A 25,411-nucleotide genomic window follows, 5' to 3' on the forward strand; every position below is an offset into this window, starting at 1 on the left:
TCAGGGGTAATATTTTTTATCACTACCGGTAATGTCGACATATTAACTTATCCTAGTCAGCTTACTGAGTTTGTAATAATGCCACTACGGCATCGGCAGCTCGTTCACTGGCATTACACTTAAGTAATTGATGTAATTCTTCAAAACGGGCATTAAGCGGTGCAAAGTCTTGATTGAGTTGCTTAATCACTGCATCTGCAATTAACTGCGGCTGGCAATTAGCTTGCATCAATTCTGGCACTATGGTTTCGTTGGCTAATAGATTAGGCAATGAATAATTTTTGATTTTCATCATGCGAATAGCAATTGCATAGGTAATAGGGCTAACACGGTAAGACACGACCATAGGCCGCTTTACCAACATGGCCTCTAAAGTCGCGGTGCCAGAAGCCAATAAAATACAATCTGCAGCTGCCATCACCTCACGAGATTGACCTTCAATAATGGTGACATCTAAATTAGGAGCAAACTGTTCTAGTGCAGTAATAAACTGTTGCCGACGAGCATCATTAACCACTGGTGTGACAAATTTGATATCTGGATAAGCTTGTTTAACTAACTGAGCCGCTTTTATAAACGGTTCAGCTAACTGTTTTAGCTCTCCGCCTCTGGAACCAGGCAGTACTGCCAAGTATTCTGCATCAGGCTCTAATCCTAATAACTGCCGCGCGGCTAGCTTGTCACTGTGCATCGGAATATCGTCAGCAAGTGTATGGCCAACAAAAGTACAAGGTACATCATGTTTATCGTAAAAGGCTTTCTCAAATGGCAATAAAGACAACACCATATGAGTAGCTTTGGCAATTTTGAATATCCGTTTTGGACGCCAAGCCCACACTGACGGACTGACATAATGGACCGTTTTAATCCCTTTGGCTTTTAATTTAAGCTCTACACCTATATTAAAATCAGGCGCATCAATACCAATAAAACAGTCTGGCGTTAATTCGACAATTTGTTTCACTAGACTTGAACGAATATGCAGCAGTCGCGGTAAATGAGACAACACTTCGACTAACCCCATGATCGACAGCTCTTCCATTGGGAATAAACTCTCAAACCCAAGGGCTTGCATACGCGGACCACCAATGCCGATAAAGCGCGCATCAGGATAACGTTTTTTGAGTGAATTAACTAAACCGGCACCTAAAATATCGCCGGAAATTTCTCCGGCGACAATGGCAAATACTTTTGAAGAAGAGTTGGTCATCGTTTCCGTCTATCGAATAATGCCACGAGCAGAGTGATTTACAAAATCCACGAACGCTTTTACATTTGCGTCATTTTTAGCAGACTCGGCCAATTCAACGTTTGCTTCTTCAATGGTTAAGCTCTTACGAAACACCGCTTTATACGCATTAAAGATGGCTCGTTGATTTTCTTTGGTAAAACCACGGCGTTTTAGGCCTTCTAAATTTAATCCACGTGGTACAGCAGGAGAGCCTGCGGCCATCACAAATGGAGGTACGTCTTGCAAAATAAGTGACGCTCCGGCAGTAAAGGCATGTGCGCCAATGTGCACAAACTGATGTACGCCTGTCATACCGCCCAAAATAACCCAATCGCCTACATGTACATGGCCCGCAATTGAAGCGTTATTAGCCATAATAACGTTATTACCGACTAAACAGTCATGGGCAATATGAACATAGGCCATAAATAGACAATCAGAACCTATGCGAGTTTCACCCTTGTCTTGAGTGGTTCCACGATGAATGGTGACCGACTCACGAATAATATTATTGTCGCCAATAATTAACCGAGTTTGTTCGCCGGCGTACTTTTTGTCTTGACACTCTTCGCCAACCGAAGAGAATTGAAAAATACGGTTGCCTTTACCGATAACGGTTGGACCTTTAACCACAACATGAGAGCTTATCCATGTGTCGTCGCCAATTTCAACATTTTCGCCAATATAGCTCCAAGGGCCAATAGTGACATTTTTACCAATTTTGGCAGTGGGATGAACAAACGCTAATTTATCTATCACTTATTAATCTCTCTACGTGCGCACATGATTTCCGCTGAACAAACCAGTTCACCATCAACCAAAGCTTCCCCAATAAACACACCAATACCACGACGCTCTTTAATCATTTTAACGTGAAAATGTATTTGATCGCCTGGCTCAACTACGCGTCTAAAACGCGCTTTATCAATACCGGCAAAATAATACAATACGTCTGGAGACGGTTCAGAACTCATGGTTTTAAAAGCAAGTAAACCCGTTGCCTGTGCCATGGCTTCTAAAATTAAGACACCTGGCATAACGGGTTGTATAGGGAAATGTCCCTGAAAAAATGGCTCATTGATCGTGACATTTTTAATCGCATGTAATTGCTCACCTACGGTAAAGTCCAATACACGATCGATCAACAAAAATGGATATCTATGAGGTAGATATTTGAGGATCTCTTTAATATCCATGGTGTTTAATTGGTTTGACACACTACATTCCTTTAATAAGGCAGAATTACAATTATTCTGTGCCCTTAGCACTTTTTTCGAGGATTTTAACTCGACTAAATAATTCATCTAATTGACGGAAACGCACAGTGTTTCGACGCCAAAGTTTGTTTTCCATTGCAATCGTAGCCGATGAATACACACCTTTGTCACGGATCACACTTGTCACATTAGTACCACCAGAAACATGCACACCGTCAGCAATACTGAGATGTCCAGCAATAGCACTACCGCCACCAATAATGCAGTACTTACCTATGGTAGAACTACCAGCAATAATAGAACCACCAGCAATTGCGGTGTGTTGTCCAATTACCACATTATGAGCAATTTGAATTTGGTTGTCGATAATCACACCATCGTGTATCTCGGTATGCGATAACGCGCCACGGTCAATGGTAGTACATGCGCCAATTTCAACATGATTGCCAATCCGCACACCACCCGTTTGAGGGATTTTAATCCAATTGCCGCGTTCATTGGCATAACCAAAACCATCCGAACCAATAACAGATCCTGAATGAACGATGCAATGATGACCGATATGGACATTATGATAAATGCTAACATTCGCCCAAAGGCGTGTGTCGGAACCAATAATACTGCTTTCACCAACCACACAACCGGGACCAATCTGAACATTTTCACCTAAAATAACATTAGCACCAATCACTGCATTTGCCCCAATAGCCACACCGTCACCAATAATGGCTGAGTTGTCTATTTGAGCTGAGGGATGGATACCAAGAGTTTCTTTAGGCGTAGTATCAAGCAATTGTGCCACACGAGCAAACCCGACATAAGGGTCGCTCACAATAAGGGCATTACCATGATAACTGTTTGCTTCTTTTTCGCTAAGCAACACCGCGCTAGCTTGAGTTGCCTCAAGCTGAGCGCGGTACTTACTATTGGCTAAAAAAGAGAGTTGGCCTTGGATTGCATTTTCAAGTGTGGCGACACTGGTAATTTCCAATGTCTCGTCACCTTTGACCATTGCTCCCAATAATTGGCTAAGCTCTTTTAAAGTCACTTTTTGCATACTTATTATTTGCCTTTGCTTAAGGCTTCTACCACTTTGCTGCTGATGTCAGCTTCTGGCTTAACAAAAATAACTGCGCCACGTTGTAGAACCATGTCGTATTTTTCTTTACCAGCAATGGTATTAATCGCTTTTTGAACTTGAACTAATAGCTTGTTTTGCTCTTCACCTTGACGACGACGCATGTCTTCATCTAGTGCTTTGCCTTTCAACTGGAATTCAGATTTTAGTGATTCCATTTTGCGTACTAATTCAGTCTTTTGTGTGTCGCTCATTAAGGCGCCGTCACGTTGCTGCTTTTCAACCAAAGAACGCATTTCTTCTTGCATTTTTTGGACTTCAGCAACACGATCACCAAACTCAGCTTTTAATGATTTAGAAATTTGTTCGCGCTGCGGCAACTGCTCGAACACTTCCCCCATATCAACCACGGCAAGCTTTTCCGCTTGAGCTAGCATAGGGGTAGCAAACAATGCCAATGTAATTAATGCGCGATTTACCATCTTTTTCAAAGTAGACTCCTTGTAAAACTTGTTGTTATCAGCAAAACCTGCCGAGTGTATTTGTTTTAGAACGTTTTGCCAATATTGAACGAGAAAATCTCTGTCTCGTCATCTTCATATTCTTTCAGCGGCCAAGCTAAACTAAACACCATAGGACCCATAGGCGATAACCACTGTACGCTCATACCCCATGAGGCTCGTAAGCGTGCTGGATCGCTATAGTCTTCTAGCTTAGAAAACTGATCCGCTGGTAGATATCGGTAAGATTCATAATCAAACTCGGTATCCCATACGTTACCTGCATCTACGAAGAAACTAGTACGTACTGAGTTAGTGTAAGCCTCATCAAGAAATGGCGTCGGAACGATCATTTCAAAACTTGCTGTCGCAATGGCATTACCACCAATTGAGCGACCTTGGCTAACCTGGATCTGAGTAGGATCACCAGGAGAAGCGATACTACAACCATCGCCCGACACATCAGGTGAACATTGGTCACTACCACGGTATGCATAGAACGAACGTGGACCTACTGAGTTAGACTTAAAGCCACGTAACGAGCTACTCCCACCTGAGTAATAGTTTTCCCAAAACGGTAAGATTTGATCGTTATCTTTAAATTGACCATAACCGTTTGAGTAACCTAAACGTGCACGAGCCAATAATACAAACCCATGCTGAGGTGTCAGCGGGAAGTAGAAGTTGGTATCGAAATCCGTTTTAAAGTACTGTAAATCAGAACCTGGCACGGTCATTTTACCGCTTAAACGTTGCGACGAACCATCTGTCGGGAACGTACCACGGTTAAGTGTGCTGCGGTACCAACCAGCATTCAATTCAAAGTTATCAAAACTTAAATCTGAGTTAGGATCATCCGTTTCACGATACACATTATAGAAACGCAAGGCTTGTTCATAAGCAGAGATTTCTGAAATGGTATTATGACGATAACCAATACCACCATTTAAACGGTTGTATTCGTTGATCGGGAATCCTGAGTTTAATGCAACACCATAAGATTGATTCTTATAGCGCTCAAGGTTAGCCTCGTTAGCATCAAACTCGTTCCAGTACACACTGCCGCCTAAGCTAACAGCATCTTTGGTAAAGTAAGGATCGGTGAAAGATAAGTTAGCACTGCGCGAGTATTTATTAGTGTTAATACTAATACCTGCTTGGTTACCTGTACCAAGGAAGTTATTTTGCTCAACGCCAAACTGCAAACTCACGCCAGACTCAGTACCGTAACCCACACCGGCGTTAAACGAACCTGATGGCTGCTCTTTTACCGTAACGGCCACATCAACTAAATCGTCGCTGCCCGGAACTTGGATAGTTTCAGCATCTACAGTTTCAAAGTAACCTAAACGGTTAAGACGTAATTTAGACTGCTCAATCTGGGCAGAGTTTAACCACGCGCCTTCCATTTGACGAAGCTCACGACGCATAACTTCATCTTTAGTTACCGTGTTACCGGTGAAGTTAATTGAGCGAACATAAACACGCTTACCAGGCTTGATATTGATGTTAAGCACCACTTCTTTGGCGTCATCATCAATTTCAGGATAAGTTTTTACTTCTGGATAAGCGTAACCAAAGCGACCAAGGTATTTACTGTACATTTCTTCGGTGAATGTAACATCAGCACCGTTGTACATGTTGCCTGCTTTAATTGGCAAAATAGATTTCATTAACGCTTCGCGACCCATAAGGTCACCAATTAAGTTAACTTCTTTTACTTTGTACTTTTCGCCTTCGTCCACATTGATGGTGATGTACAAACCTTTACGGTCTGGTGTCATCGCCACTTGCGTTGAGGTTACGTTAAAACGAATATAACCTTGGTTATGGTAATAGGTTTTGATGGTTTCTAAGTCAGCTTGTAGCTTTTGCTTTTGGTAACGACGCTCACCAAACAAATCCCACCATGCCACATAATCTTTTAGCTCAAGCATACTGATGAGCTCAGAATCTGAGAACACAGTATTGCCTACCACGTTGATTTGACGGATTTCAGCCGCTAAACCTTCGGTAAACTTAAACTTAAGCTCTACACGGTTACGAGGTAAGTTGATAATTTGCGCTTCAACTTTGGCGCCGTATTTACCCACACCGTAATAGAAATCTTGCAGGCCTTTTTCAATGCCAGACAACATAGTTCTATCAAGTGATTCGCCGGTTTTAACACCAGAACCGTCAAGACTTTCTTGTAACTGTTCGTCTTTAATATCTTTATTACCGTCAAATGAGATAATACTGATAGTTGGACGTTCTTTAACCGTTACATAGAGTATACCGTCTTCATGACTGACACTGATGTTTTCAAAATTGGTTGAGCCGTATAAGCTCTTAATCGCTTGCTGTAATTTAATTTCATCTACCGTGTCACCTACTCTCACAGGTAAACTCAATAGTGCTGCACCGAGAGCAACTCGTTGCAAACCTTCTACTTGGATGTCGGTCACTTCAAAAGGTTGGAAAGACTCTGCCCAACCATTCCCTGAAAAAGACGCGCCGACGAATAACATCGAGGCAAAAATTTTATTAAATCTCATAGAGCACTTCTAATTATTAGTCTGTCCTTGCTCAGAGTCGGGCAAAATCGTTGAATAAGGCTACGCCCATCAACATTAGCAGCAAAGCTGCGCCAAACCTGAAACCTATTTCCTGTACCTTTTCGGGCACAGGCTTACCAGTAATCACTTCTATAAAGTAATACAGCAAGTGTCCACCATCGAGCACTGGCAAAGGCATTAAGTTAATAATGCCTAAGTTAACGCTGATGAGCGCGATAAACCCAAGAAAGTACACTAAACCATAACTTGCACTGGCGCCTGCGCCTTGTGCAATAGAAATAGGACCACTAAGGTTTTTCACCGACACATCGCCGGTAAATAATTTTCCAATCATCTTAAAGCTGACAACTACAAGTTGTGATGTTTTATCAGCTGCAGCGATAACTGAATCTACTATGCCATACTCAAGCTCAAAGCGCATATTATCAGGCCATTGCGCTTGGGTTGGGCTAATTCCTACAATCCCGATAGTCTTACCGTCGGGATTTTGTTGTGCTTTTGGCACAACATTAACATTGATAAGTTCACCTTTTCGCATCAATGCCATATTAATATTTTTATTCGCTGAGCTTTGTACCACATCAACAAACGCTTTCCAATCGCTGTATTGCGTACCATTAATATTGACCAGTTTATCGCCAACAATAATACCTGCTTGTTCTGCGGCACTGTCTTTACTCACTGCGGCTATAGTGGGGTCGATCCCTGGACGAAAAATGCCTAAACCTAACGAGGTAATAGGCGACTCTTTTTCTGGATCGAATGCCCATTCACGCGTATCGAGTTTAACCGTTCGGTTCGGCATATCCATACCCGACAATGTAGCAAGAGGCGCTAAGGTTAATTCAATACTTTCATCGCCAATATGGCCGACTAAGGCTAAATTAACCTCTTCCCAGGTGCGTACTTTTTGCCCTGAAACCGCCAAAATCTGTTGCGGTTCAACCAACTGAATAACGCTGGCAGGACTATCTAATTTGGTGCTATCAATAACCGGCTTAATCGACGGAGTACCTATAAGGTACATGACATATAACGCTGCAAAAGCAAAAATAAAGTTAGCAATAGGGCCCGCTGACACAATCGCAATGCGTTGCCATACTGTTTTACGGTTAAATGCTTGGTCGACTAACTCTACTGGCACTTCTTCAACACGCTCATCGAGCATTTTGACATAGCCACCCAGTGGGATCATTGCCACCACATATTCAGTGCCGTCTTTACCTATTTTACGCCAAATCGCTTTGCCAAAACCTATAGAGAAACGCTCTACTTTAACACCACAGCGACGTGCGACCCAAAAGTGGCCATATTCGTGAGCCGTAATCAAAATACCTAATGCGACGATAAAAGAACCTAGGCTCCAAAAAAAATCTATCATTATGTCCCTGAATTAATTAAGTGCGTTAATAACGGACTCTGCCGTTGCACGAGCTTGCTTATCAAGCTGTAATATATCTTCGATACTGTCTAAACGGGTTTGTTGCACCGAGTCTAAACAGCGATAATTAATATCAGCAATATCGGTAAAACGAATGTGACCTTTTAAAAAAGCATCAACGGCAACTTCATTAGCAGCATTTAATACTGTAGTGGCTTCTTGCCCTTGTTCACACGCTTGCATTGCTAGGCGTAAACAGGGAAAGCGGCTGAAGTCAGGTTCACAAAAGCTTAATTGTCCGACTTTGAAAAAGTCCAAAGGTTCAACACCAGCCTCAATTCTTTGCGGATAGCTCATACAATGAGCAATTGGAGTGCGCATATCGGGATTACCCATCTGCGCAATAACAGAGCCATCTCGATATTGCACCATAGAATGAATTAAGCTTTGAGGGTGGATAATCACTTTGAGCTGTTCAGCCTGAGTGTTAAACAACCAGCGTGCTTCGATAAACTCTAAGCCTTTATTCATCATAGTGGCTGAGTCGACAGAGATTTTAGGCCCCATCGACCAGTTAGGATGATTACATGCCTGAGTAGGCGTCATCGCACTTAACGTGGTTAAATCGGTGCTAAGAAATGGACCGCCAGAACCGGTTAACAAAATATGAGAAATACCCGATGCGGCTAAATCGCAATAACCTAATTGGGCTTGTACCGTAGTGGGTAAGCATTGGAAAATCGCATTGTGTTCGCTGTCAACAGGTAACACTGTCGCACCCGATGCTTTTGCCGTGCGCATAAATAACTCACCCGACATCACCAACGCTTCTTTGTTGGCAAGCAACACCCGTTTACCGGCTTTAACAGCATCAAATGTGGGTACTAAACCTGCCGCGCCGACAATAGCCGCCATCACAGTATCGGTTCGACTATCAGTAACTAACGCCTTTAGCGCTTCAGTCCCAGTGGTGACTTGTGTAATACAGTTACGAGGTAATAGCGATTTGAGCTCCATGGCGGCGCTCTCATCGACCATATGAGCATAATCAGGTTGATGGGTGATACACAACGCCAGCATTTTATTCACGCTGGCATTAGCCACTAATCCATAGACATGAAAGTCGGTAGGATTATTTACCATTACACTTAACGTGCTTGCACCTATTGAGCCTGTCGCCCCTAAAATCACCATGTTTTGCATTGGCATCACATCCACATCGCGATGTAGATAAAGGTAAACACAGGTAGTGCAGCCGTTAAGCTGTCAATACGATCTAAAATACCGCCATGGCCAGGTAAAATGGTGCCAGAATCTTTAATGTTAGCAGCACGTTTGAACATACTTTCAGACAAGTCACCAAAAGCAGACGCTAGAGCGGTAACTAAAGTGACCACAATGAGTAAACCTAACTCTTGCTCTGGAGCAACATACATAATACCGGCCACCACGACCATAGTCGTCACCAAGCCACCCGCTAGACCTTCAAGGGTTTTAGCTGGGCTAACACTCGGCATTAATTTACGCTTACCTAACTTACGGCCAGCGAAATAGGCTCCGGTATCGGCAGCCCAAACCACTAACATGACGATAAAGACTAATGCACCGCCATAATATGGATGAACGTTGCTACTTAACGACTTAAGCGCAATCAAAGAAGCGAAACACGGAATAAGCGTTAACTGGCCAAACATAGATTTCAGCATTGGGCTGTCTTTCCATATTTTGGCACTCTTAGGAAAACTAAATACCAATACGCTGCTGACTATCCACCAAAAAACACCAATGGTAATAATGGCTAAGTACATTGGGTGTAATTGGCCTTTGAACCACAATACATCCGTAGGTACCGCTAAATTAAGCGCTATCAGTAAAAGAGCCAATGTCGCAGTAAAAGACCACTGCGTAACGTTACAGCTTGGGTCAATAAAACTGCCCCACTCTTTTGCTGCAATTAAAAACACTGGCACTAACACCCAAGCAAATAAATTTGCTGGGAGTAAAAAAATTGCCCCGAGTACAATTGGGATTAACCACAATGCTGTTATTATTCGTTGTTTTAGCAAAAACTAATCCTCTTAATATTTATATTGCGCGTATCTCTTCAATTTGACTCCCGGTCAAACCAAAACGGCGCTGCCGACTGGCAAAAATGGCAATAGCATCACGAAATGCTCGCTCATCAAAATCAGGCCATAGGGTGTCAGTAAACACCAACTCGGCATAAGCGGCCTGCCATAAAACAAAATTACTAATGCGGTAGTCACCGCCTGTACGGATCATTAAATCAACTTCGCTCTGATTTTGCATGCACAAATGTTCATTTAATGCTTCTTCGGTCATCTGACTGCTGCTGATTTCACCACTTTCAACTTTTTCGGCTAATTTTTGTGCAGCTTGTAAGATATCCCAACGGCCACCGTAGTTCGCTGCCACATTTAATATCAGCCCAGTATTGTTTGTTGTTTTCTCTTGGGCTGCAGCAATTTGTTTCTGCAAACGAGTCGAAAATCGACTTGTATCACCAATAATATTGAGCCTAACTTGGTTTTTGTCGAGCAGTTTTAATTCACGATGTAACACGGTAAAAAACAGTTCCATCAACAAACTGACTTCTTTATCTGGACGGCGCCAATTTTCGCTAGAAAATGCAAACAAGGTTAATGATTCAATCCCTAACTGACTTGCTGTACTGACCGCACGACGCACCGCTTTAACACCTGCTTTATGGCCAAAAACCCGCGCTTTACCCTGCAGTTGTGCCCAACGGCCATTACCATCCATAATAATCGCAACATGCTTAGGCAGAGATTGTTTTACCACATCAGATAATTGTCCCGGCAACAATTGCGAAGTCATTTGCTCCGAATCGGCTTTAGGGTCTGATCCAAACTCAACTGTAGATGACATCTACGACAATCCTTTATAAAAACAAACGCCGTGTAGTATACCCTTACACGGCGTGTTAACTCTAGCGTCTAAATTGACAGATTATACTTCCATCAACTCTTTTTCTTTCACAGCTAGAATCTGATCAATATTTTTAATTGATGAATCAGTGTGCTTTTGCACTTCATCTTCGCTACGACGGACATCATCTTCAGTGCAATCTTTGGCTTTTTCAAGCTTCTTTACTTCACTGATAGCATCGCGACGCACGTTACGAATCGCAATACGACCGTTTTCAGCTTCGTTACGAACCACTTTGATAAAGTCTTTACGACGTTCTTCAGTTAACGAAGGTAAAGGAATACGCAATGTTGCACCAGCAGACATAGGGTTTAAGCCTAGGTCAGAGCTCATAATGGCTTTCTCTACTGCCTGAACAATTGATCGATCAAACACGTTTACCGTTAGGGTACGAGAATCTTCAACGCCCACGTTAGCCACTTGATTAAGCGGAGACATAGAACCGTAACAAGATACTTGAATAGAATCTAATAGACTTGGGTGTGCACGACCGGTGCGAACTTTCGCCATTTGGTTTTTAGTCGCATCTACACATTTACTCATACGCTCTTGCGCATCTAACATAATAGTATCAATCACAATAATTTCCTTTTTGTCACAAATTCATGTGTGTTTGAGCATTAGCCTAAGAATGACACATGCAATAAAACCGCTCAAACCGTTAAATTATATAATCTAAATATTTTCTGTGTCTGTGATTTAAGCAGGTTTTTGACCGCTAATAATCGTACCTTCTTTTTCACCCATAATAACGCGGCGAAGTGCACCTGGTTTATTCATATTGAACACCAGAATAGGCATATTATGATCACGAGCCATAGTAAATGCAGCAAGATCCATTACTTTTAATTCTGATTCAAGAACTTCAGTAAAACTAAGCGTGTCATATTTAACCGCTTCAGGATCTTTCATTGGGTCAGCAGAGTATACACCATCAACTTTAGTGCCTTTTAGTACCACTTCAGCTTCAATCTCAATACCACGAAGACATGCTGCAGAATCAGTTGTACAAAAAGGATTACCCGTACCCGCAGCAAAAATCACTACTCGGCCAGACTTTAATAAACTAATTGCTTCTGTCCAGGTGTAATCATCACACACACCTTTAAGCGGGATAGCAGACATAAGACGAGCATTAACATATGCACGATGCAAGGCATCACGCATGGCTAAGCCATTCATTACGGTTGCTAGCATACCCATGTGATCACCTACCACGCGGTTCATACCAGCTTTTGCTAAGCCTTCACCACGAAACAGATTACCACCACCAATAACCACGCCAACTTGGATACCAAGTTCAACAAGCTCTTTCACTTCTTGAGCCATACGATCAAGTACTTTAGGGTCAATGCCGAAGCCTTCTTCACCCATTAATGCTTCACCGCTTAATTTAAGCAGAATGCGTCTAAACGCTGGTTTTGGATTGGTGCTCATAATTTTCATCCTGATCATAACAAAACCGCAGCGGTTGCTGCGGTCTTAGGGTATTTAGATAAAAGCGATTACGCTTTTTTAGTAGCAGCAATCTGTGCAGCTACTTCAGCAGCAAAATCTTCTGCCTTTTTCTCGATACCTTCACCAACTTCTAAACGAACGAAGTTAGTTACTTTAGCGCCTTTCGATTTCAGAACTTCGCCAACCGTTTTCTTTGGTTCCATGATGAAAGCTTGACCAGTAAGAGAGATCTCACCAGTGAACTTCTTCATACGGCCAATAACCATCTTCTCAGCGATTTCAGCAGGCTTGCCTTCATTCATCGCGATTTCGATTTGAAGCGCTTGCTCTTTTGCTACAAGTTCAGCAGGAACATCTTCAGGGTTAACGAAGTCAGGCTTAGAAGCAGCAACATGCATTGCGATATGCTTCAATGTTTCTTCATCAGCTTCACCGGCTACAACAACACCAATGCGCTCACCGTGACGGTAAGAAGCTAAGTTTGCACCATCGATATACTCAACGCGACGAACGTTGATGTTTTCACCGATTTTAGTCACTAGCGCAACACGCGTTTCTTCAAACTGTGCTTTTAACTCTTCGATGGTCACTTTAGATGCAGCAGCAACGTCTAACACTGAGTTAGCGAATGCTAAGAAGTTTGAATCTTTAGCAACGAAGTCTGTTTGACAGTTAACTTCTAAAAGCGTAGCGAAACCTTCGCCATTCTTGATTAGAATTGTACCGTCAGCAGCGATGTTACCTGCTTTTTTAGCAGCTTTCGCAGCGCCACTTTTACGCATGTTATCAATTGCTAGTTCAATGTCACCGTCAGTTTCAGTCAGTGCATTCTTACAATCCATCATGCCAGCGCCAGTGCGGTCACGAAGTTCTTTAACTTGGGCAGCAGTAATAGCCATTGTTAAATCCTCTAATTTAATTCGTCTAATATTGGATTTATAAAACAGGGGCCAATAGGCCCCTGCTCACCAATTATCTTATTGGCAAATAAGGGAGATGCTAAGCATCACGCCTTATTAAACAGCTTCTACGAAACCGTCTTGCTCAGCTTGAACAGCTAAATCTTGACCACGGCCAGCGTTAGCAGCTGCAGCAACAGAAGAAGTGTACAAACGGATAGCACGCATCGCGTCATCGTTACCAGGAACGATGTAGTTAACACCGTCTGGTGCAGAGTTGGTATCAACAACTGCAACAACTGGGATACCTAGGTTGTTAGCTTCTTTAATAGCGATATGCTCATGGTCAGCACCGATAACGAATAATACGTCAGGTAAACCGCCCATGTTCTTGATTCCGCCTAAAGACTTTTCTAACTTGTCTAATTCGCGTGAACGCATTAACGCTTCTTTCTTAGTTAACTTGTCGAAAGTACCGTCTACAGCCTGGCTTTCAAGCTCTTTAAGACGCTTGATTGACTGACGAACAGTTTTCCAGTTAGTTAACATGCCGCCTAACCAACGATGATCAACATAGTACTGATCACAAGAAAGTGCAGATGCCTTAATAGCTTCGCCAGCAGCGCGCTTAGTACCTACGAATAATACTTTACCTTTCTTAGAAGCAATGTTGCTAATGAAAGCTAAAGCTTCGTTGAACATTGGTACTGTGTGCTCAAGGTTGATGATGTGAACACCATTACGAGCACCGAAGATGAAAGGCTTCATCTTAGGATTCCAGTAACGAGTTTGGTGACCGAAGTGAACACCAGCTTGTAGCATGTCGCGCATTGAAACAGTAGTCATTGTATATACCTTAATGTAAGGGGTTAGACCTCCACGCATCCCATGTTTCGACTTTCTAACTTCCGTTAAGAATGAGAAAGCACCCCGAAAAATGTGTCGATACGTGTGTGATTTAGTATTTAAGTTAATTGCCATGTATAATAACCGTCATATTTTACGATTTGCCGAACATGATGTGAATCTGGCTAAAAAAGCATCGATTGACATTATATTAACTCGAACCGTACAACAACGATCTTACACATAACGGCGCGCTTTATACCATAAACGGCAGCTAAATACAAATTTTTGCCGTAAAATCCTTGGATAAAACATGCCTATTTTGACCGCCAAAAGATAGAGAGTTTTCATGAGTATTGTGATCAAAGATGCAGACGAAATAGAAAAGATGCGTGCAGCGGGTAAATTAGCGGCGCAAGTATTAGAAATGATAGCTCCACATGTGAAAGCTGGGGTGACGACAAATGAAATAGATGACATTTGTGCTAAATACACCGAAGAGCAAGGGGCCATTTCAGCACCACTCAATTATCACGGATTTCCAAAATCTATTTGTACTTCAGTTAACGAAGTTGTATGCCATGGTATCCCTTCAGAATATGTGTTGAAAGATGGCGATATGATCAACCTTGATATTACTGTCATCAAAGACGGTTATCATGGTGATACCTCAAAAATGTTTCTTATCGGCGAAGTATCAGCAAAAGATAAACGTTTAAGCCGCATTGCCCAAGAAAGCTTGTACTTAGCCATTAGAAAAGTGCGCCCGGGTTTAAAGCTAGGCGAAATTGGCACCACTATCGAAAAATTCATCAAGACCAGCAAAACAGGGCTTGATAAGTATTCCATCGTGCAAGATTATTGTGGTCATGGTATTGGTACTGGCTTCCACGAAGAGCCTCAAGTTGTTCATTATAAAAATAATGATAAAACAGTGCTAAGACCAGGCATGTGCTTTACGATTGAGCCAATGATCAATGCTGGTCGTCATACAACAGTATTGAATAAAAGTGATAATTGGACCGTCACCACCTCTGATAATAAAAACTCAGCTCAGTGGGAACATACTCTTCTAGTGACCCAAACCGGTGTAGAAGTGTTAACTTTACGCGAAGAAGAAGACTTTCCACGTATTATTAACCACTAAAGACTCTAATTAGTAAGGACATCAATGAATACCGCGCTGGCCGCCAAAAACGCATTAATTGACTTAAACCAGCGCTTAGTTGAGCAGTACACTGCAAAACACCCGATTGCTGATATTGTTAAGCACCGTAGTCAATTTGTTGATGCTTTACTAACACAAACTTGGCAAGATTTTGGCTTGAATAATGGCCATCTTGCTCTTGTTGCCGTTGGCGGTTATGGCCGTGGTGAGTTACATCCCTATTCAGACATTGACTTACTGTTTTTGGTTGACGATGAAATATTATCGCTAGAGACTGAAACTCAGCTGAGTCAATTTATTACCTACCTTTGGGATACTGGGCTTGAAATAGGCCATAGTGTGCGCACCATAGTGCAAACTACTGAGCAAGGTAAAGCAGACATCACCATTGCCACCAATCTGATTGAAGCCAGATTACTCACCGGCAATGAATATCTATTTGATGTGTTATATGACGCTATTCGACAACAAGACTTTTGGCCCTCATATGACTTTTATAACGCCAAGAAAGATGAACAAATGGCTCGCCACACTAGGGCCAGTGCTTTTGATTTAGAACCTAATATAAAAACCTGCCCTGGCGGGTTACGTGATATTCAGACTATAGCATGGGTCGCGATGCGCCACTTTGACGCCGCCACACTAGAAGAGCTGGTTGAACACGACTTTTTGTCACCAGCAGAATTAGCTGAACTCATTGAATGCCAAAATTTTCTGTGGGAAATTCGTTTTGCTCTGCACATTACCGCTAACCGCAACGAAAACCGCTTACTATTCGATTTACAACGACAAATTGCCAGTTTATTAGGTTATGAAGACGCGACTCAATTAGCCGTTGAGCAAATGATGAAACGCTACTATCGTACGGTGCGCCGCGTGATGGAGCTTAATCAAATGTTGCTGCAATTGTTTAAGCGCGCAACCTTAGGCCATACTCAAGCACTAGAGATTCAGCCAATTAATGAGGTTTACCAGCGCCGCGGACGTTATATAGAAGTATTAAATGACGATTTGTTTAGCCGTCAAAATGAAGAGATATTACGTTTATTTTTATTGGTGGCTAAAAACTCTAATATTCAAGAAATCTATGCGCCTACGCTGAGATTATTACGTAATGCTCGCCGAGCACTCACCTCTCCCTTACAAGAAAACCCCGCGTGCCGAAAAGTGTTTATGGAGATCCTAAAACATCCCCGAGGTATTGCTGCACTTTCATTAATGCATCAACACGGTATTTTGTCGTCTTACTTACCCGCATGGCGCAAGATTGAAGGTCAAATGCAGTTTGATTTATTTCATGCCTATACCGTAGATGAGCACACCCACAGATTACTGCTCAATATTGACCGTTTTTCACAAGCTGAACAGAAAGATGAATTCCCACTGGGCGCCATCTTAATTAATCAATTGCCGAAAAAAGGCTTATTGGTACTCGGGGCCATTTTTCATGATATCGCCAAAGGCCGTGGCGGCGATCACAGCAAATTAGGTTCAAAAGATGCCATCGATTTCTGTAAATTGCATGGCATGAATGACCACGATGGGCGTTTGGTGGCATGGTTAGTTGAAAATCATTTAGTGATGTCGATTACCGCTCAGCGCAGAGATATTTCAGACCCTGAAGTGATTGCACTGTTTGCTGAAAAAGTACGCGATGCCGCGCACTTAAGTTATTTATATTGCCTCACGGTTGCCGACATTTGCGCCACTAACGAAAAAACGTGGAACAACTGGAAAGGATCTTTGTTACGCGACTTATATTTTTCAACTCAACGAGTCTTAGCTCGAGGCAAAGAAAAACCTATCGATGTTAAAGCTCGCGTAAAAGAGATCCAAGCCAAAGCTAAAAAAGAACTCATTCGTCGAGGCCTAAAAGAAAAAGACATGGATGCGCTCTGGTCTCGGTTTAAATCTGAGTATTTTTTACGTCATCAGCCAACACAAGTCGCTTGGCACGCCGAAGCTATTTTAAAACATCATCGTGATGAACCATTAGTATTAATGTCAAAACATACCACACGTGGTGGTACTGAACTGTTTGTTTACAGTAAAGATAAGCCTAAACTTTTTGCCACTGTGATGACTGTCTTAGACAATAAAAACATCAATGTTCATGACGCTAATATCATGACATCAAAAGATAATTATGCACTCGACACCTTTGTGATTTTAGAACAAGATGGCGAACCTATTATTCAACTGTCACGCATTCAGAGTATCCGTAAAGCACTTGAAAAAGCCTTAGCAACTGAAAACCCAAAACTGCCAAAGTTTAGAAAGTTAGCCCGGATCATGAAACCTTTTAATGTTGCAACTCATGTGAGTTTCTTACCCAGTGCCCGTCATGGTACAAGTATGATGGAGTTAATCACCTTAGATACACCCGGCTTACTCGCCAAAGTCGGTGACACCTTCTATCGTTGCAACGTGACACTATTGGCGGCAAAAATCACTACTATCGGTGAGCGTGCAGAAGATTTTTTTATTTTACAAAACCAAAGTGCTACGGCCCTAGATGAGCAACAGCAGCAACAATTATCAGATGCGCTAACACTGGCACTAAAATCATCTAACTAATTTTTTAAACCTTAATTTTACGCTACTAACCATTTAATACCGGGAGAAAACAATGGAGGCTTTACGCCAACGCATTGAAGCAGCATTTGAAACACGTCAAGAAATCTCACCTTCAAGCGTAGAACCAAGTGTTCGCGCAGATGTTGAAACCGTGATCAATATGCTCGATAAAGGCCAAGTAAGAGTTGCAGAAAAAATTGCTGGTGAATGGCATGTTCACCAGTGGCTAAAAAAAGCGGTATTACTGTCATTTCGCATTTTTGATAATGGCGTAATCGAAGGTGGTGACACTAAGTATTTCGATAAAGTCCCACAAAAATTTGCCGATTATGACGAAGCTCGTTTTAAAGCTGAAGGCATTCGAGTTGTGCCACCGGCAACGGTTCGTAAAGGCTCGTTTATTGGTAAAAATACTGTATTAATGCCATCTTACGTGAATTTAGGTGCTTATGTTGATGAAGGCACTATGGTTGATACTTGGGCTACCGTTGGCTCATGTGCACAAATTGGTAAGAACGTACACTTATCGGGTGGTGTTGGTATTGGTGGTGTATTAGAGCCACTTCAAGCTGGCCCAACCATTATTGAAGACAACTGTTTTATTGGCGCTCGCAGCGAAATTGTTGAAGGTGTTGTGGTTGAAGAAGGCAGTGTTATTTCAATGGGCGTTTACATTGGGCAAAGCACGCGTATTTTTGATCGTGAAACTGGTGAAGTTCATTATGGCCGAGTACCTGCGGGCTCGGTTGTGGTATCAGGTAACTTACCATCAGCGTGTGGCACATACAGTTTATATGCCGCGATTATTGTTAAAAAAGTCGATGCTAAAACCCGTGGTAAAGTGGGTATCAATGAACTATTACGTATCGTTGATTAAGCTTACGCCCCAAAAATAAGTAAACAAAAGGCTCTTAGGAGCCTTTTTTATTGCGCTAACATTTCCTCATAAGCAAAAGCAGCGACTCTTCATTAATAACCTATATGCTGTAAAATAATAATATGCCTAATCTCACGAGCTTAATGCGCGTTGACCAATAAAGCGTTGGCTAATATTCTCCACGTTAACATGCCAATAACCAGCTGCTTATCGTTATGCACAATCAAATAGTTCGCATTGGTTTTTTCCATCATTAGTTTGGCGTCGTTCAAAATAGTATGATCATTAATCATATTAATTTTATGCACCATAACCTGATGTACACGTTTATTAAGCAAACTTCTATCCGCTGCACGCTCTGCTGCGGTATCTAAAAAAGGACTGTGCCAGAATGCGAGTATATTGTTATCTATCACCCCAATGGGGCTACGATTTTTCTCAGATAGCACAACTGCTACATCCATTTTAGCCTTTTTCATCATTGATTCAGCGTGTTCAAGAGTATGGTATTCCTCAAGAAACACTACCGGCGCTAATAACAAACCGCTAACATATTGCTCTTCTTTAAAATCTTCAACAGCCAAGATATCAATACAGGCATCAACAACTACTTCATCAAATACTATGCCTCTACCTTTTAATAACTCTTGGGTTAACACCTCCATGCCAAGCGAAGGTCGGTATGGTCGATGGCTAAGAATCGAATCAGCAACATCGGCCACGGCAATAATCTTGGCTTCAAGTATGATCTCATCAGCTGTTAATCCTTTAGGGTAGCCAGAGCCATCTAAACGCTCATGATGTTGAAGGATCATCTGTTTTATAGGCCAAGGAAATTCAACTTCATCAACGATTAACGCACCTTGTTCGGGATGTTGTTTAACTAAACCAAACTCAGCATCGCTTAGTCTTGACGGTTTAGACAAGATTTCGCTAGGAATCGCCAATTTACCAATGTCGTGGATTAACGATCCCAGCTTTAACCCTTCCAAACGTTCAGGCGTTAAACCCATTTTCTCACCGATAAGATAACTTAACTGTGCCACTGACTTTTGATGCCCCGCGGTATAAGCGTCTTTAAGCTCAAGCGCTTCAGAAATAGCCCCAATGAGCTGGACTAAAATCAAGGTCATCTTTTCTTTTTGAGTTTTAATGATGCCCGACTGTCTGGATACAGCCTTCATGGTGCGAGGTAGTTCAACACTGTGCCATAAAATGGTGGCAAAAATACTCAAAGATTTAGCATCAACTTGGGTATACGGTTTATCCCGATTACCCACGCCAATAATACCCACTAATTTTTTACGATAATGAATAGGAATACATAAATGATTTTTAAAGGCGAAAAAACCTTCTTTTTGAGTTTTATTTTCAGACAGTATCGTTAAATCATTATGAATAACCGGTTTACGAGTGTTAATCGTTTCAGCCCAAACCCCAGAATCGGCCTTATACTGTTGTTGCTTAGGGATTTTAAAATAATCCTCAACAGTTTCATTCCAAGCCGTTTTAACTATTTGGTTGGTTTTTTCGTCAAAAATATGTAAATAACCTACTTTAGATTGCGTTAGCGACAACCCTTGTTTTATCGCCGTGGTGAATACCACATCACCGCGGGCATTGATGACTTCTTCAATTTGATTAAGCCAATCATCACTTGATTGAATAGCTTGGTGATAATCTGGGTGTAGCTGCGTTAACCACGCTTTATCCAACTCTATCTCAATCACTGTAATACACCAGTGTTCATCACTTTCTTCTATGGGATTAATGGTAGCTTGTACTGCATGGCCATTATCGTCGACAAAATTGATAACATGATGAGTGTGGCGTTGATTGAAGTCTATATGGTCTAATTTAAGCGCCGAAAACGCATTAGAAAGTGGTTGTTTGAGTATTGCAGAAATGGGTTTTTTAACTAACTTATACAGTGGTTCACTCAGTTTAATTAACTCAAGCCTACCATTAAAAATCCCCCAGCACAGTCCGAGTGTTTTAGGCAGTTCTGATGGTTTTAAAAAAAAGTCTGCTTTTTGTAACATTATGAGCCCTATTAATATTTTTCAATTTACATAGGAGAACGTTGATTTTTTATCGTCAACGGTGGTGACATTTATATTGAAAGTATAACAACGCCTATTACTAATAATGTTGAACTATCGTACACCGCTCAGCCATCATATCGGTAAAGCACTGGTATAATCAATGTAACCATACCATTGATAACAGTAAATAATACTAATAATTATCCATAAATAAGCACCTATGAAGATTAGCTAAAAACATGTCACACTTTCAACTAGGGCGTAAACGTTACGTTTTAATCAGTCAGCGTAACCATAGAATCGTGAGATGCTCAAGTAAGGCAGTACTAACCAGTAATACCTTACTTAAACACTTTGGTATATACCACATTAACAGTGCTGGTTAAAATACCACCGTTTTGTTACCGTACACCACAACTTGCTCATTTAATACTAATTGTAGCGCTTTACTTAATACACTTTTTTCAACATCACGACCGTTATGCGCTAATTCTTCTGCGCTATAACTGTGATCAACTGAAATCACATCTTGTTTAATAATCGGTCCTTCGTCTAAAAGGTTATTAACAAAGTGTGCGGTTGCACCAATAATTTTAACCCCGCGATCCCAAGCTTGCTTATACGGTGATGCACCAATAAAAGCAGGTAAAAACGAATGATGAATATTGATAATCTTATCTGGAAATGCTGACACAAATTCAGGCGTTAGCACCCGCATATATTTAGCTAATACTAAAAAGTCAGTCTCATAAGGCTTAATCACCGCTAACATGGCTTGTTCATGTTCCTGGCGATTTAAACCTTCATGACTAACATAATGAAACGGAATATCAAACTTTTCAGTTAATGCCTGCAACACATCATAGTTCCCTACCACTGCAGCAATCTCAACATCTAAACCGCCGTAATAAGACTTCATCAAAATATCGCCTAAGCAGTGCGCTTCTTTTGTCACCATAATCACGATACGCTTTTTACCCATGTCGACTAATTTCATCCGATTTTGAGCAGGCAAAACCTCACGCAATTCAGTTAATAGGCGTTCATCATCAAACTGACCTTCAAGCTCTGCGCGCATAAAAAAACGCCCTTGAGTATGATCAACAAATTCGGTGTTTTTGATAATGTTTAATTGATGAGCGAAACATACGTTAGTGATTTTAGCAATTAAACCCTGGGCATCAGCACAATCGGTTATCAGCACTTTACGCTGTAAAACAGGTGGGGTAATAATGGTTTTATCTGGTTGGCTCACGCGTAAACTCCTCTTAAAAGACTGTTTAGCAGTGTGCCATTTAAAAAGATTTTTAGGTGAGGTTTTTAATGATAAATACTCATAAAGAAGAAATAATTTCCTTTATCGATACAAAAAGCTCAACAATTTGCGACATGTTAAGCAACAATAACGCCGCCTTTAAAATTAACGCCGAGAATCTAAATATTTTTGCAACAATTTACGTAATGTTTCAGCCTTGGTGCCATAGACAACTTGCACACCTTTACCCATAACTACCACGCCTTTTGCTCCTAAACGCATTAACCTAGCTTTATCAATTAAGTGAGCTTGGTTAACACTAATACGTAAGCGGGTTAGGCAGGCATTTATCTCCACAATATTATCACGCCCGCCCAATGCCGAAATCATCGCCCTTAAGCTCTCTTTGGGCTCAGCAGGTAAATCACTTGGCTCTATTCGCCCTGGGGTTTTTAAGTTAAACGCTAAAATACTGGCCCTAAATATTGCGTAATAGATTACAGCCGTTAGCGGACCGAGTATCCAAATCCAATGAGTATTAACAGAGCGAGAAAATAATAAGGTGAAATCCACCAACCCATGAGAGAACACAATACTGTGATGAACGTCGAGTAAAATACACACGCTATAAGCAATACCGGTGAGTAATGCATGCACTATAAACAAAATAGGCGCGACAAACATAAATGCAAATTCAATGGGTTCAGTCACCCCTGTTAGCCAACTCGCCGTGGCGGCTGATAACATAATACCCGCGACTCTATTACGCTCAGATTTATCAGCACAGCGCCAAATAGCTAATGCCGCGGCAGGTAAGCCCCACATTTTAATTAAATAACCACCAGCGAGATTTCCAGCCAACGGATCGCCAGCTAAATAACGAGCCACCTCACCTCGCACTACATTACCTTGGTTAATGTATTGTCCTACTTCAAGATAAAATGGTGCATTCCAAATATGATGTAATCCAAGCGGAATTAATAAACGTTCAACCGTGCCATATACCCCAAAAGCAATAGCAGGATCTTGGTAAACGGCCCAATCGGATAAATGTTCGATAATATGCGACAGAGGCGGCCAAACATGTACGAGCAAGTAAGCCAGCGCCATCGACAAGGGAATAACAATGATAGGTGCGCTACGACGACCTTCAAAAAATGAAAAAATAGCGGGTAATTTAACGTGTTGACTTATATTTACCGCTAAACAGGTAATTGCGCCAACTAACATTCCACCAGCAATTCCAGTATCAATAGTTTGCATGCCCCATAACGGTCGGGACACTAGGCCATAAATATTTGTCAGGGCTCCCATCGTGGACAAAAACACCCCAAAACCAAACACTGCTGAAAATGCAGCAATGCCTTGATCACGGCAAAAGCCAATGGCTACCGCGACACTGAATAACAGAGGCATCATGGTAAACACTAAATTACCGACAGCAGAAAAAACGGTATTTAATTCTGTTGGAATAAATGGCAGAGGATTAATGGTTAACCCGAGCATCACCCCTGCCGCAGGTAAAATGGCAATGGGTATGAGCAGAGCTTGGCTAAGGCGCTGGGCAAATTTAAACCATTGCTGCGTAATAAAACTTACGCTACGTTTACCGATCTGACGGTGTTGTGCCAACTGGCTATCCATGTTTTAGCTTCTATTTCAGGTTCCATCGTTTCACAGGCATCAATGTCTAAGCGTTCGGTTAGCGGTTTTGCTCCTAACTCAGTTAACAATTCATCAAATTGTTTTATCGCACCACAAAAGGTTTCATAGCTTGAGTCACCTAAACCGATTAGGCTGTATTGCAATAATGGTAGATACGGTGCATTAGATTTTAGTTCATTAAACCAAGGCGTAATATCTTCAGGAATATCCCCTTGGCCGGTGGTTGATGATACTACAATTAACAGCTCATCTTGAGGTGGTACAAAACCAGATAATTCATTGGGTTGCCAAAGCTTAGTGGTAAAACCTAGTTTTGCAATCTCCTTAGTCACTGTTTCAGCAGTAAATTGTGCACTACCATAAACGGTACCAAAAACAACATTGACCATTTTCATGGTATACTTTCCCCTTAATGTAATACGATATAAAATACTTTGAGAGTTAATAACTTAGCTTACTGTACTCTTTTAGCCTCTCGCAAGTGTCTTTTATAGTGTTCAATAAAATAGATATGGTCAACACCGGTTGACTAAAAATGAAATAACGTAAAAATGGAACCAAGACGATGCGACAAGTAAGCAGAAAGCGAAGACTAAAACTACAGCACAAATTCGCCCACATACGTCGCAACTATTACTTTCATATAGAGCAACAGCAACAAGAGCCGTTACCCCATATCCCTGAATTTGAAAAGCTAAAAGCTTTACTAGCTGATCGAATGAATTAGCTTAGTAACATACTTGGCATGGATGATAATTGATCATCATCCCAACCAAATTCAGTGAAAATATCTAACCACTGTGACTCGAGTTCAGTTTCTATATGCATAGGCTGTTGTGTTACCGGATGCATGAACTGCAGACTTTTTGCGATTAACCACAACCGATTAATATTGAAATGTTCACGGAAAAACTTATTTTGTTTACCATCACCATGGGTTGTGTCACCCACTATTGGATGACGTAAGTGCGCCATATGACGACGTAACTGATGCTTGCGACCAGTTTGAGGGCTTAGTCTTACCAATCCATAACGGCTAGAAGGATAACGGCCAGAACTAAACGGGATGTCGGTATTTAGTAACGGTTGATAATCTGTCACAGCTTCTTGTGCCGCTTTATTGGGATCAACATGCTTATCGCCCAAATCATCAAACTCCTGTTTAAGCGCATAATCTAACGTGCCCGACTCGTGCATATTTCCACGAACAATCGCTAGATAGTGTTTTTTAATGCTGTGATCGGCAAATTGTTCACATAACAACCGAGCCACCTCACTGGATTTAGCAAACAGCAATACGCCAGATGTCGGTCTATCAAGACGATGCACTGGAAAAACATGGCAACCCACCAAATCCCGGGTCATTTGCATTGCAAAAAAACGCTCTCTTCGAGCAAGATAACTGCGGTGGACTAATAAACCCGCAGGCTTATGTATTGCAACAATATGCTCATCTTCAAATAATATATCGATATGAGGAGGCTGTAAGTCATCATCTAAATCAGTGTCTGCAGCATGAGAATCATTGATGTCATCTGAGCTTATGGACTCAAATAAGTCATCATTATCCAATGAGTATTCAACATCGTTATCTTTTGAGATCATTTTTATCACTTTACTTATTTTGTATTGGCTAAGCCTGTATTGGCTAAGCCTGTATTGGCTAAGCCTGTATTGGCTTAGTTT

22 protein-coding genes are annotated in these 25,411 nt (G+C 41.6%); 3 read left to right on the forward strand and 19 right to left on the reverse strand.

Annotated features, from left to right (window positions below; genetic code table 11):
• Nucleotides 1–61: 61 nt before the first annotated feature.
• The 14 genes from lpxB to rpsB all read right to left on the reverse strand — a co-directional run bounded on the left by lpxB (nucleotide 62) and on the right by rpsB (nucleotide 14,138).
• Nucleotides 62–1,210 (reverse strand): lipid-A-disaccharide synthase, encoded by a 1,149-nt coding sequence (gene lpxB, locus EGC82_RS14915; RefSeq protein WP_124731465.1) that lies wholly within the window; start codon nucleotides 1,208–1,210, stop codon nucleotides 62–64.
• Nucleotides 1,211–1,219: 9 nt separating this feature from the next.
• On the reverse strand, nucleotides 1,220–1,990 hold the full coding sequence (lpxA, locus tag EGC82_RS14920) for an acyl-ACP--UDP-N-acetylglucosamine O-acyltransferase (RefSeq protein ID WP_124731466.1): 771 nt from the start codon (nucleotides 1,988–1,990) through the stop codon (nucleotides 1,220–1,222).
• Nucleotides 1,987–2,448 carry a 3-hydroxyacyl-ACP dehydratase FabZ gene (fabZ, locus tag EGC82_RS14925; protein ID WP_124731467.1) on the reverse strand — a complete coding sequence of 154 codons (462 nt, stop codon included), beginning with the start codon at nucleotides 2,446–2,448 and terminating at the stop codon, nucleotides 1,987–1,989. Before fabZ ends, lpxA begins: the two co-directional genes overlap by 4 nt.
• 31 nt (nucleotides 2,449–2,479) lie before the next feature.
• Entirely contained in the window at nucleotides 2,480–3,505 is a 1,026-nt protein-coding gene (lpxD, locus tag EGC82_RS14930) for a UDP-3-O-(3-hydroxymyristoyl)glucosamine N-acyltransferase (protein WP_124731468.1), read from the reverse strand.
• A 5-nt stretch (nucleotides 3,506–3,510) separates the two neighbouring features.
• Nucleotides 3,511–4,008 (reverse strand): OmpH/Skp family outer membrane protein, encoded by a 498-nt coding sequence (locus EGC82_RS14935; RefSeq protein WP_124732672.1) that lies wholly within the window; start codon nucleotides 4,006–4,008, stop codon nucleotides 3,511–3,513.
• 65 nt (nucleotides 4,009–4,073) lie between these two features.
• Entirely contained in the window at nucleotides 4,074–6,563 is a 2,490-nt protein-coding gene (gene bamA, locus EGC82_RS14940) for an outer membrane protein assembly factor BamA (protein WP_124731469.1), read from the reverse strand.
• A gap of 31 nt (nucleotides 6,564–6,594) precedes the next feature.
• On the reverse strand, nucleotides 6,595–7,965 hold the full coding sequence (gene rseP / locus EGC82_RS14945; RefSeq protein WP_124731470.1) for a sigma E protease regulator RseP: 1,371 nt from the start codon (nucleotides 7,963–7,965) through the stop codon (nucleotides 6,595–6,597).
• 12 nt (nucleotides 7,966–7,977) lie between these two features.
• Nucleotides 7,978–9,168, reverse strand: a complete 1,191-nt coding sequence (gene ispC, locus EGC82_RS14950; protein ID WP_124732673.1) for a 1-deoxy-D-xylulose-5-phosphate reductoisomerase — start codon at nucleotides 9,166–9,168, stop codon at nucleotides 7,978–7,980.
• Nucleotides 9,169–9,173: 5 nt separating this feature from the next.
• Entirely contained in the window at nucleotides 9,174–10,031 is an 858-nt protein-coding gene (locus tag EGC82_RS14955) for a phosphatidate cytidylyltransferase (RefSeq protein WP_124731471.1), read from the reverse strand.
• 19 nt (nucleotides 10,032–10,050) lie between these two features.
• Nucleotides 10,051–10,875, reverse strand: coding sequence for a polyprenyl diphosphate synthase (gene uppS, locus EGC82_RS14960; RefSeq protein WP_124731472.1), 825 nt, complete (start codon nucleotides 10,873–10,875; stop codon nucleotides 10,051–10,053).
• Nucleotides 10,876–10,956: 81 nt separating this feature from the next.
• Nucleotides 10,957–11,499, reverse strand: coding sequence for a ribosome recycling factor (gene frr, locus EGC82_RS14965; protein WP_124732674.1), 543 nt, complete (start codon nucleotides 11,497–11,499; stop codon nucleotides 10,957–10,959).
• 135 nt (nucleotides 11,500–11,634) lie between these two features.
• Entirely contained in the window at nucleotides 11,635–12,372 is a 738-nt protein-coding gene (gene pyrH / locus EGC82_RS14970) for a UMP kinase (protein ID WP_124731473.1), read from the reverse strand.
• 68 nt (nucleotides 12,373–12,440) lie between these two features.
• Nucleotides 12,441–13,292 (reverse strand): translation elongation factor Ts, encoded by an 852-nt coding sequence (tsf, locus tag EGC82_RS14975; protein WP_124731474.1) that lies wholly within the window; start codon nucleotides 13,290–13,292, stop codon nucleotides 12,441–12,443.
• A gap of 117 nt (nucleotides 13,293–13,409) precedes the next feature.
• Nucleotides 13,410–14,138, reverse strand: a complete 729-nt coding sequence (gene rpsB, locus EGC82_RS14980) for a 30S ribosomal protein S2 (protein ID WP_124731475.1) — start codon at nucleotides 14,136–14,138, stop codon at nucleotides 13,410–13,412.
• A 349-nt stretch (nucleotides 14,139–14,487) separates the two neighbouring features.
• On the opposite strand from rpsB, the gene map reads away from it, so the two are divergent.
• From map to dapD, 3 genes are read left to right on the forward strand one after another with little or no spacing between them, the layout of a single operon-like run.
• Nucleotides 14,488–15,285 (forward strand): type I methionyl aminopeptidase, encoded by a 798-nt coding sequence (map, locus tag EGC82_RS14985; protein WP_124731476.1) that lies wholly within the window; start codon nucleotides 14,488–14,490, stop codon nucleotides 15,283–15,285.
• A 24-nt stretch (nucleotides 15,286–15,309) separates the two neighbouring features.
• Complete coding sequence (gene glnD / locus EGC82_RS14990) at nucleotides 15,310–17,883, forward strand: bifunctional uridylyltransferase/uridylyl-removing protein GlnD (RefSeq protein ID WP_124731477.1); 2,574 nt, start codon at nucleotides 15,310–15,312, stop codon at nucleotides 17,881–17,883.
• Between the two features lie 52 nt (nucleotides 17,884–17,935).
• The gene (gene dapD, locus EGC82_RS14995) at nucleotides 17,936–18,760 is read left to right on the forward strand and encodes a 2,3,4,5-tetrahydropyridine-2,6-dicarboxylate N-succinyltransferase (RefSeq protein ID WP_124731478.1); all 825 of its coding nucleotides are present in this window, start codon (nucleotides 17,936–17,938) and stop codon (nucleotides 18,758–18,760) included.
• A 140-nt stretch (nucleotides 18,761–18,900) separates the two neighbouring features.
• Here the strand turns inward: dapD and EGC82_RS15000 are convergent, their stop codons facing one another.
• From EGC82_RS15000 to truC, 5 genes are all read right to left on the reverse strand, one after another.
• Nucleotides 18,901–20,802: an HD domain-containing phosphohydrolase gene (locus tag EGC82_RS15000; protein ID WP_124731479.1), complete on the reverse strand. Its 1,902-nt coding sequence runs from the start codon at nucleotides 20,800–20,802 to the stop codon at nucleotides 18,901–18,903.
• 385 nt (nucleotides 20,803–21,187) lie between these two features.
• Nucleotides 21,188–22,060 (reverse strand): formyltetrahydrofolate deformylase, encoded by an 873-nt coding sequence (gene purU / locus EGC82_RS15005; protein WP_124731480.1) that lies wholly within the window; start codon nucleotides 22,058–22,060, stop codon nucleotides 21,188–21,190.
• 165 nt (nucleotides 22,061–22,225) lie between these two features.
• Complete coding sequence (locus EGC82_RS15010; RefSeq protein WP_124731481.1) at nucleotides 22,226–23,704, reverse strand: PTS transporter subunit EIIC; 1,479 nt, start codon at nucleotides 23,702–23,704, stop codon at nucleotides 22,226–22,228.
• Complete coding sequence (locus EGC82_RS15015; RefSeq protein ID WP_124731482.1) at nucleotides 23,656–24,120, reverse strand: flavodoxin; 465 nt, start codon at nucleotides 24,118–24,120, stop codon at nucleotides 23,656–23,658. The genes EGC82_RS15010 and EGC82_RS15015 overlap by 49 nt, the downstream gene beginning before the upstream one ends.
• Nucleotides 24,121–24,448: 328 nt before the next feature.
• Nucleotides 24,449–25,330: a tRNA pseudouridine(65) synthase TruC gene (gene truC, locus EGC82_RS15020; protein ID WP_124731483.1), complete on the reverse strand. Its 882-nt coding sequence runs from the start codon at nucleotides 25,328–25,330 to the stop codon at nucleotides 24,449–24,451.
• Nucleotides 25,331–25,411: the final 81 nt, after the last annotated feature.

Source organism: Shewanella livingstonensis, from assembly GCF_003855395.1.
GTDB classification, from domain to species: Bacteria; Pseudomonadota; Gammaproteobacteria; order Enterobacterales; family Shewanellaceae; genus Shewanella; species Shewanella livingstonensis.

What these genes read in the sequence shown, in the direction of transcription:
- pyrH (WP_124731473.1), bottom strand. Translation starts at nt 12,372, where the DNA reads ATGAGCACCAATCCAAAACCAGCGTTTAGACGCATTCTGCTTAAATTA.
- dapD (WP_124731478.1), top strand. Translation starts at nt 17,936, where the DNA reads ATGGAGGCTTTACGCCAACGCATTGAAGCAGCATTTGAAACACGTCAA.
- glnD (WP_124731477.1), top strand. Translation starts at nt 15,310, where the DNA reads ATGAATACCGCGCTGGCCGCCAAAAACGCATTAATTGACTTAAACCAG.
- rseP (WP_124731470.1), bottom strand. Translation starts at nt 7,965, where the DNA reads ATGATAGATTTTTTTTGGAGCCTAGGTTCTTTTATCGTCGCATTAGGT.
- EGC82_RS15010 (WP_124731481.1), bottom strand. Translation starts at nt 23,704, where the DNA reads ATGGATAGCCAGTTGGCACAACACCGTCAGATCGGTAAACGTAGCGTA.
- lpxD (WP_124731468.1), bottom strand. Translation starts at nt 3,505, where the DNA reads ATGCAAAAAGTGACTTTAAAAGAGCTTAGCCAATTATTGGGAGCAATG.
- EGC82_RS14935 (WP_124732672.1), bottom strand. Translation starts at nt 4,008, where the DNA reads ATGGTAAATCGCGCATTAATTACATTGGCATTGTTTGCTACCCCTATG.
- EGC82_RS15015 (WP_124731482.1), bottom strand. Translation starts at nt 24,120, where the DNA reads ATGAAAATGGTCAATGTTGTTTTTGGTACCGTTTATGGTAGTGCACAA.
- map (WP_124731476.1), top strand. Translation starts at nt 14,488, where the DNA reads ATGAGTATTGTGATCAAAGATGCAGACGAAATAGAAAAGATGCGTGCA.
- frr (WP_124732674.1), bottom strand. Translation starts at nt 11,499, where the DNA reads ATGTTAGATGCGCAAGAGCGTATGAGTAAATGTGTAGATGCGACTAAA.
- lpxB (WP_124731465.1), bottom strand. Translation starts at nt 1,210, where the DNA reads ATGACCAACTCTTCTTCAAAAGTATTTGCCATTGTCGCCGGAGAAATT.
- truC (WP_124731483.1), bottom strand. Translation starts at nt 25,330, where the DNA reads ATGATCTCAAAAGATAACGATGTTGAATACTCATTGGATAATGATGAC.
- bamA (WP_124731469.1), bottom strand. Translation starts at nt 6,563, where the DNA reads ATGAGATTTAATAAAATTTTTGCCTCGATGTTATTCGTCGGCGCGTCT.
- ispC (WP_124732673.1), bottom strand. Translation starts at nt 9,168, where the DNA reads ATGCAAAACATGGTGATTTTAGGGGCGACAGGCTCAATAGGTGCAAGC.
- EGC82_RS15000 (WP_124731479.1), bottom strand. Translation starts at nt 20,802, where the DNA reads ATGTTACAAAAAGCAGACTTTTTTTTAAAACCATCAGAACTGCCTAAA.
- uppS (WP_124731472.1), bottom strand. Translation starts at nt 10,875, where the DNA reads ATGTCATCTACAGTTGAGTTTGGATCAGACCCTAAAGCCGATTCGGAG.
- rpsB (WP_124731475.1), bottom strand. Translation starts at nt 14,138, where the DNA reads ATGACTACTGTTTCAATGCGCGACATGCTACAAGCTGGTGTTCACTTC.
- tsf (WP_124731474.1), bottom strand. Translation starts at nt 13,292, where the DNA reads ATGGCTATTACTGCTGCCCAAGTTAAAGAACTTCGTGACCGCACTGGC.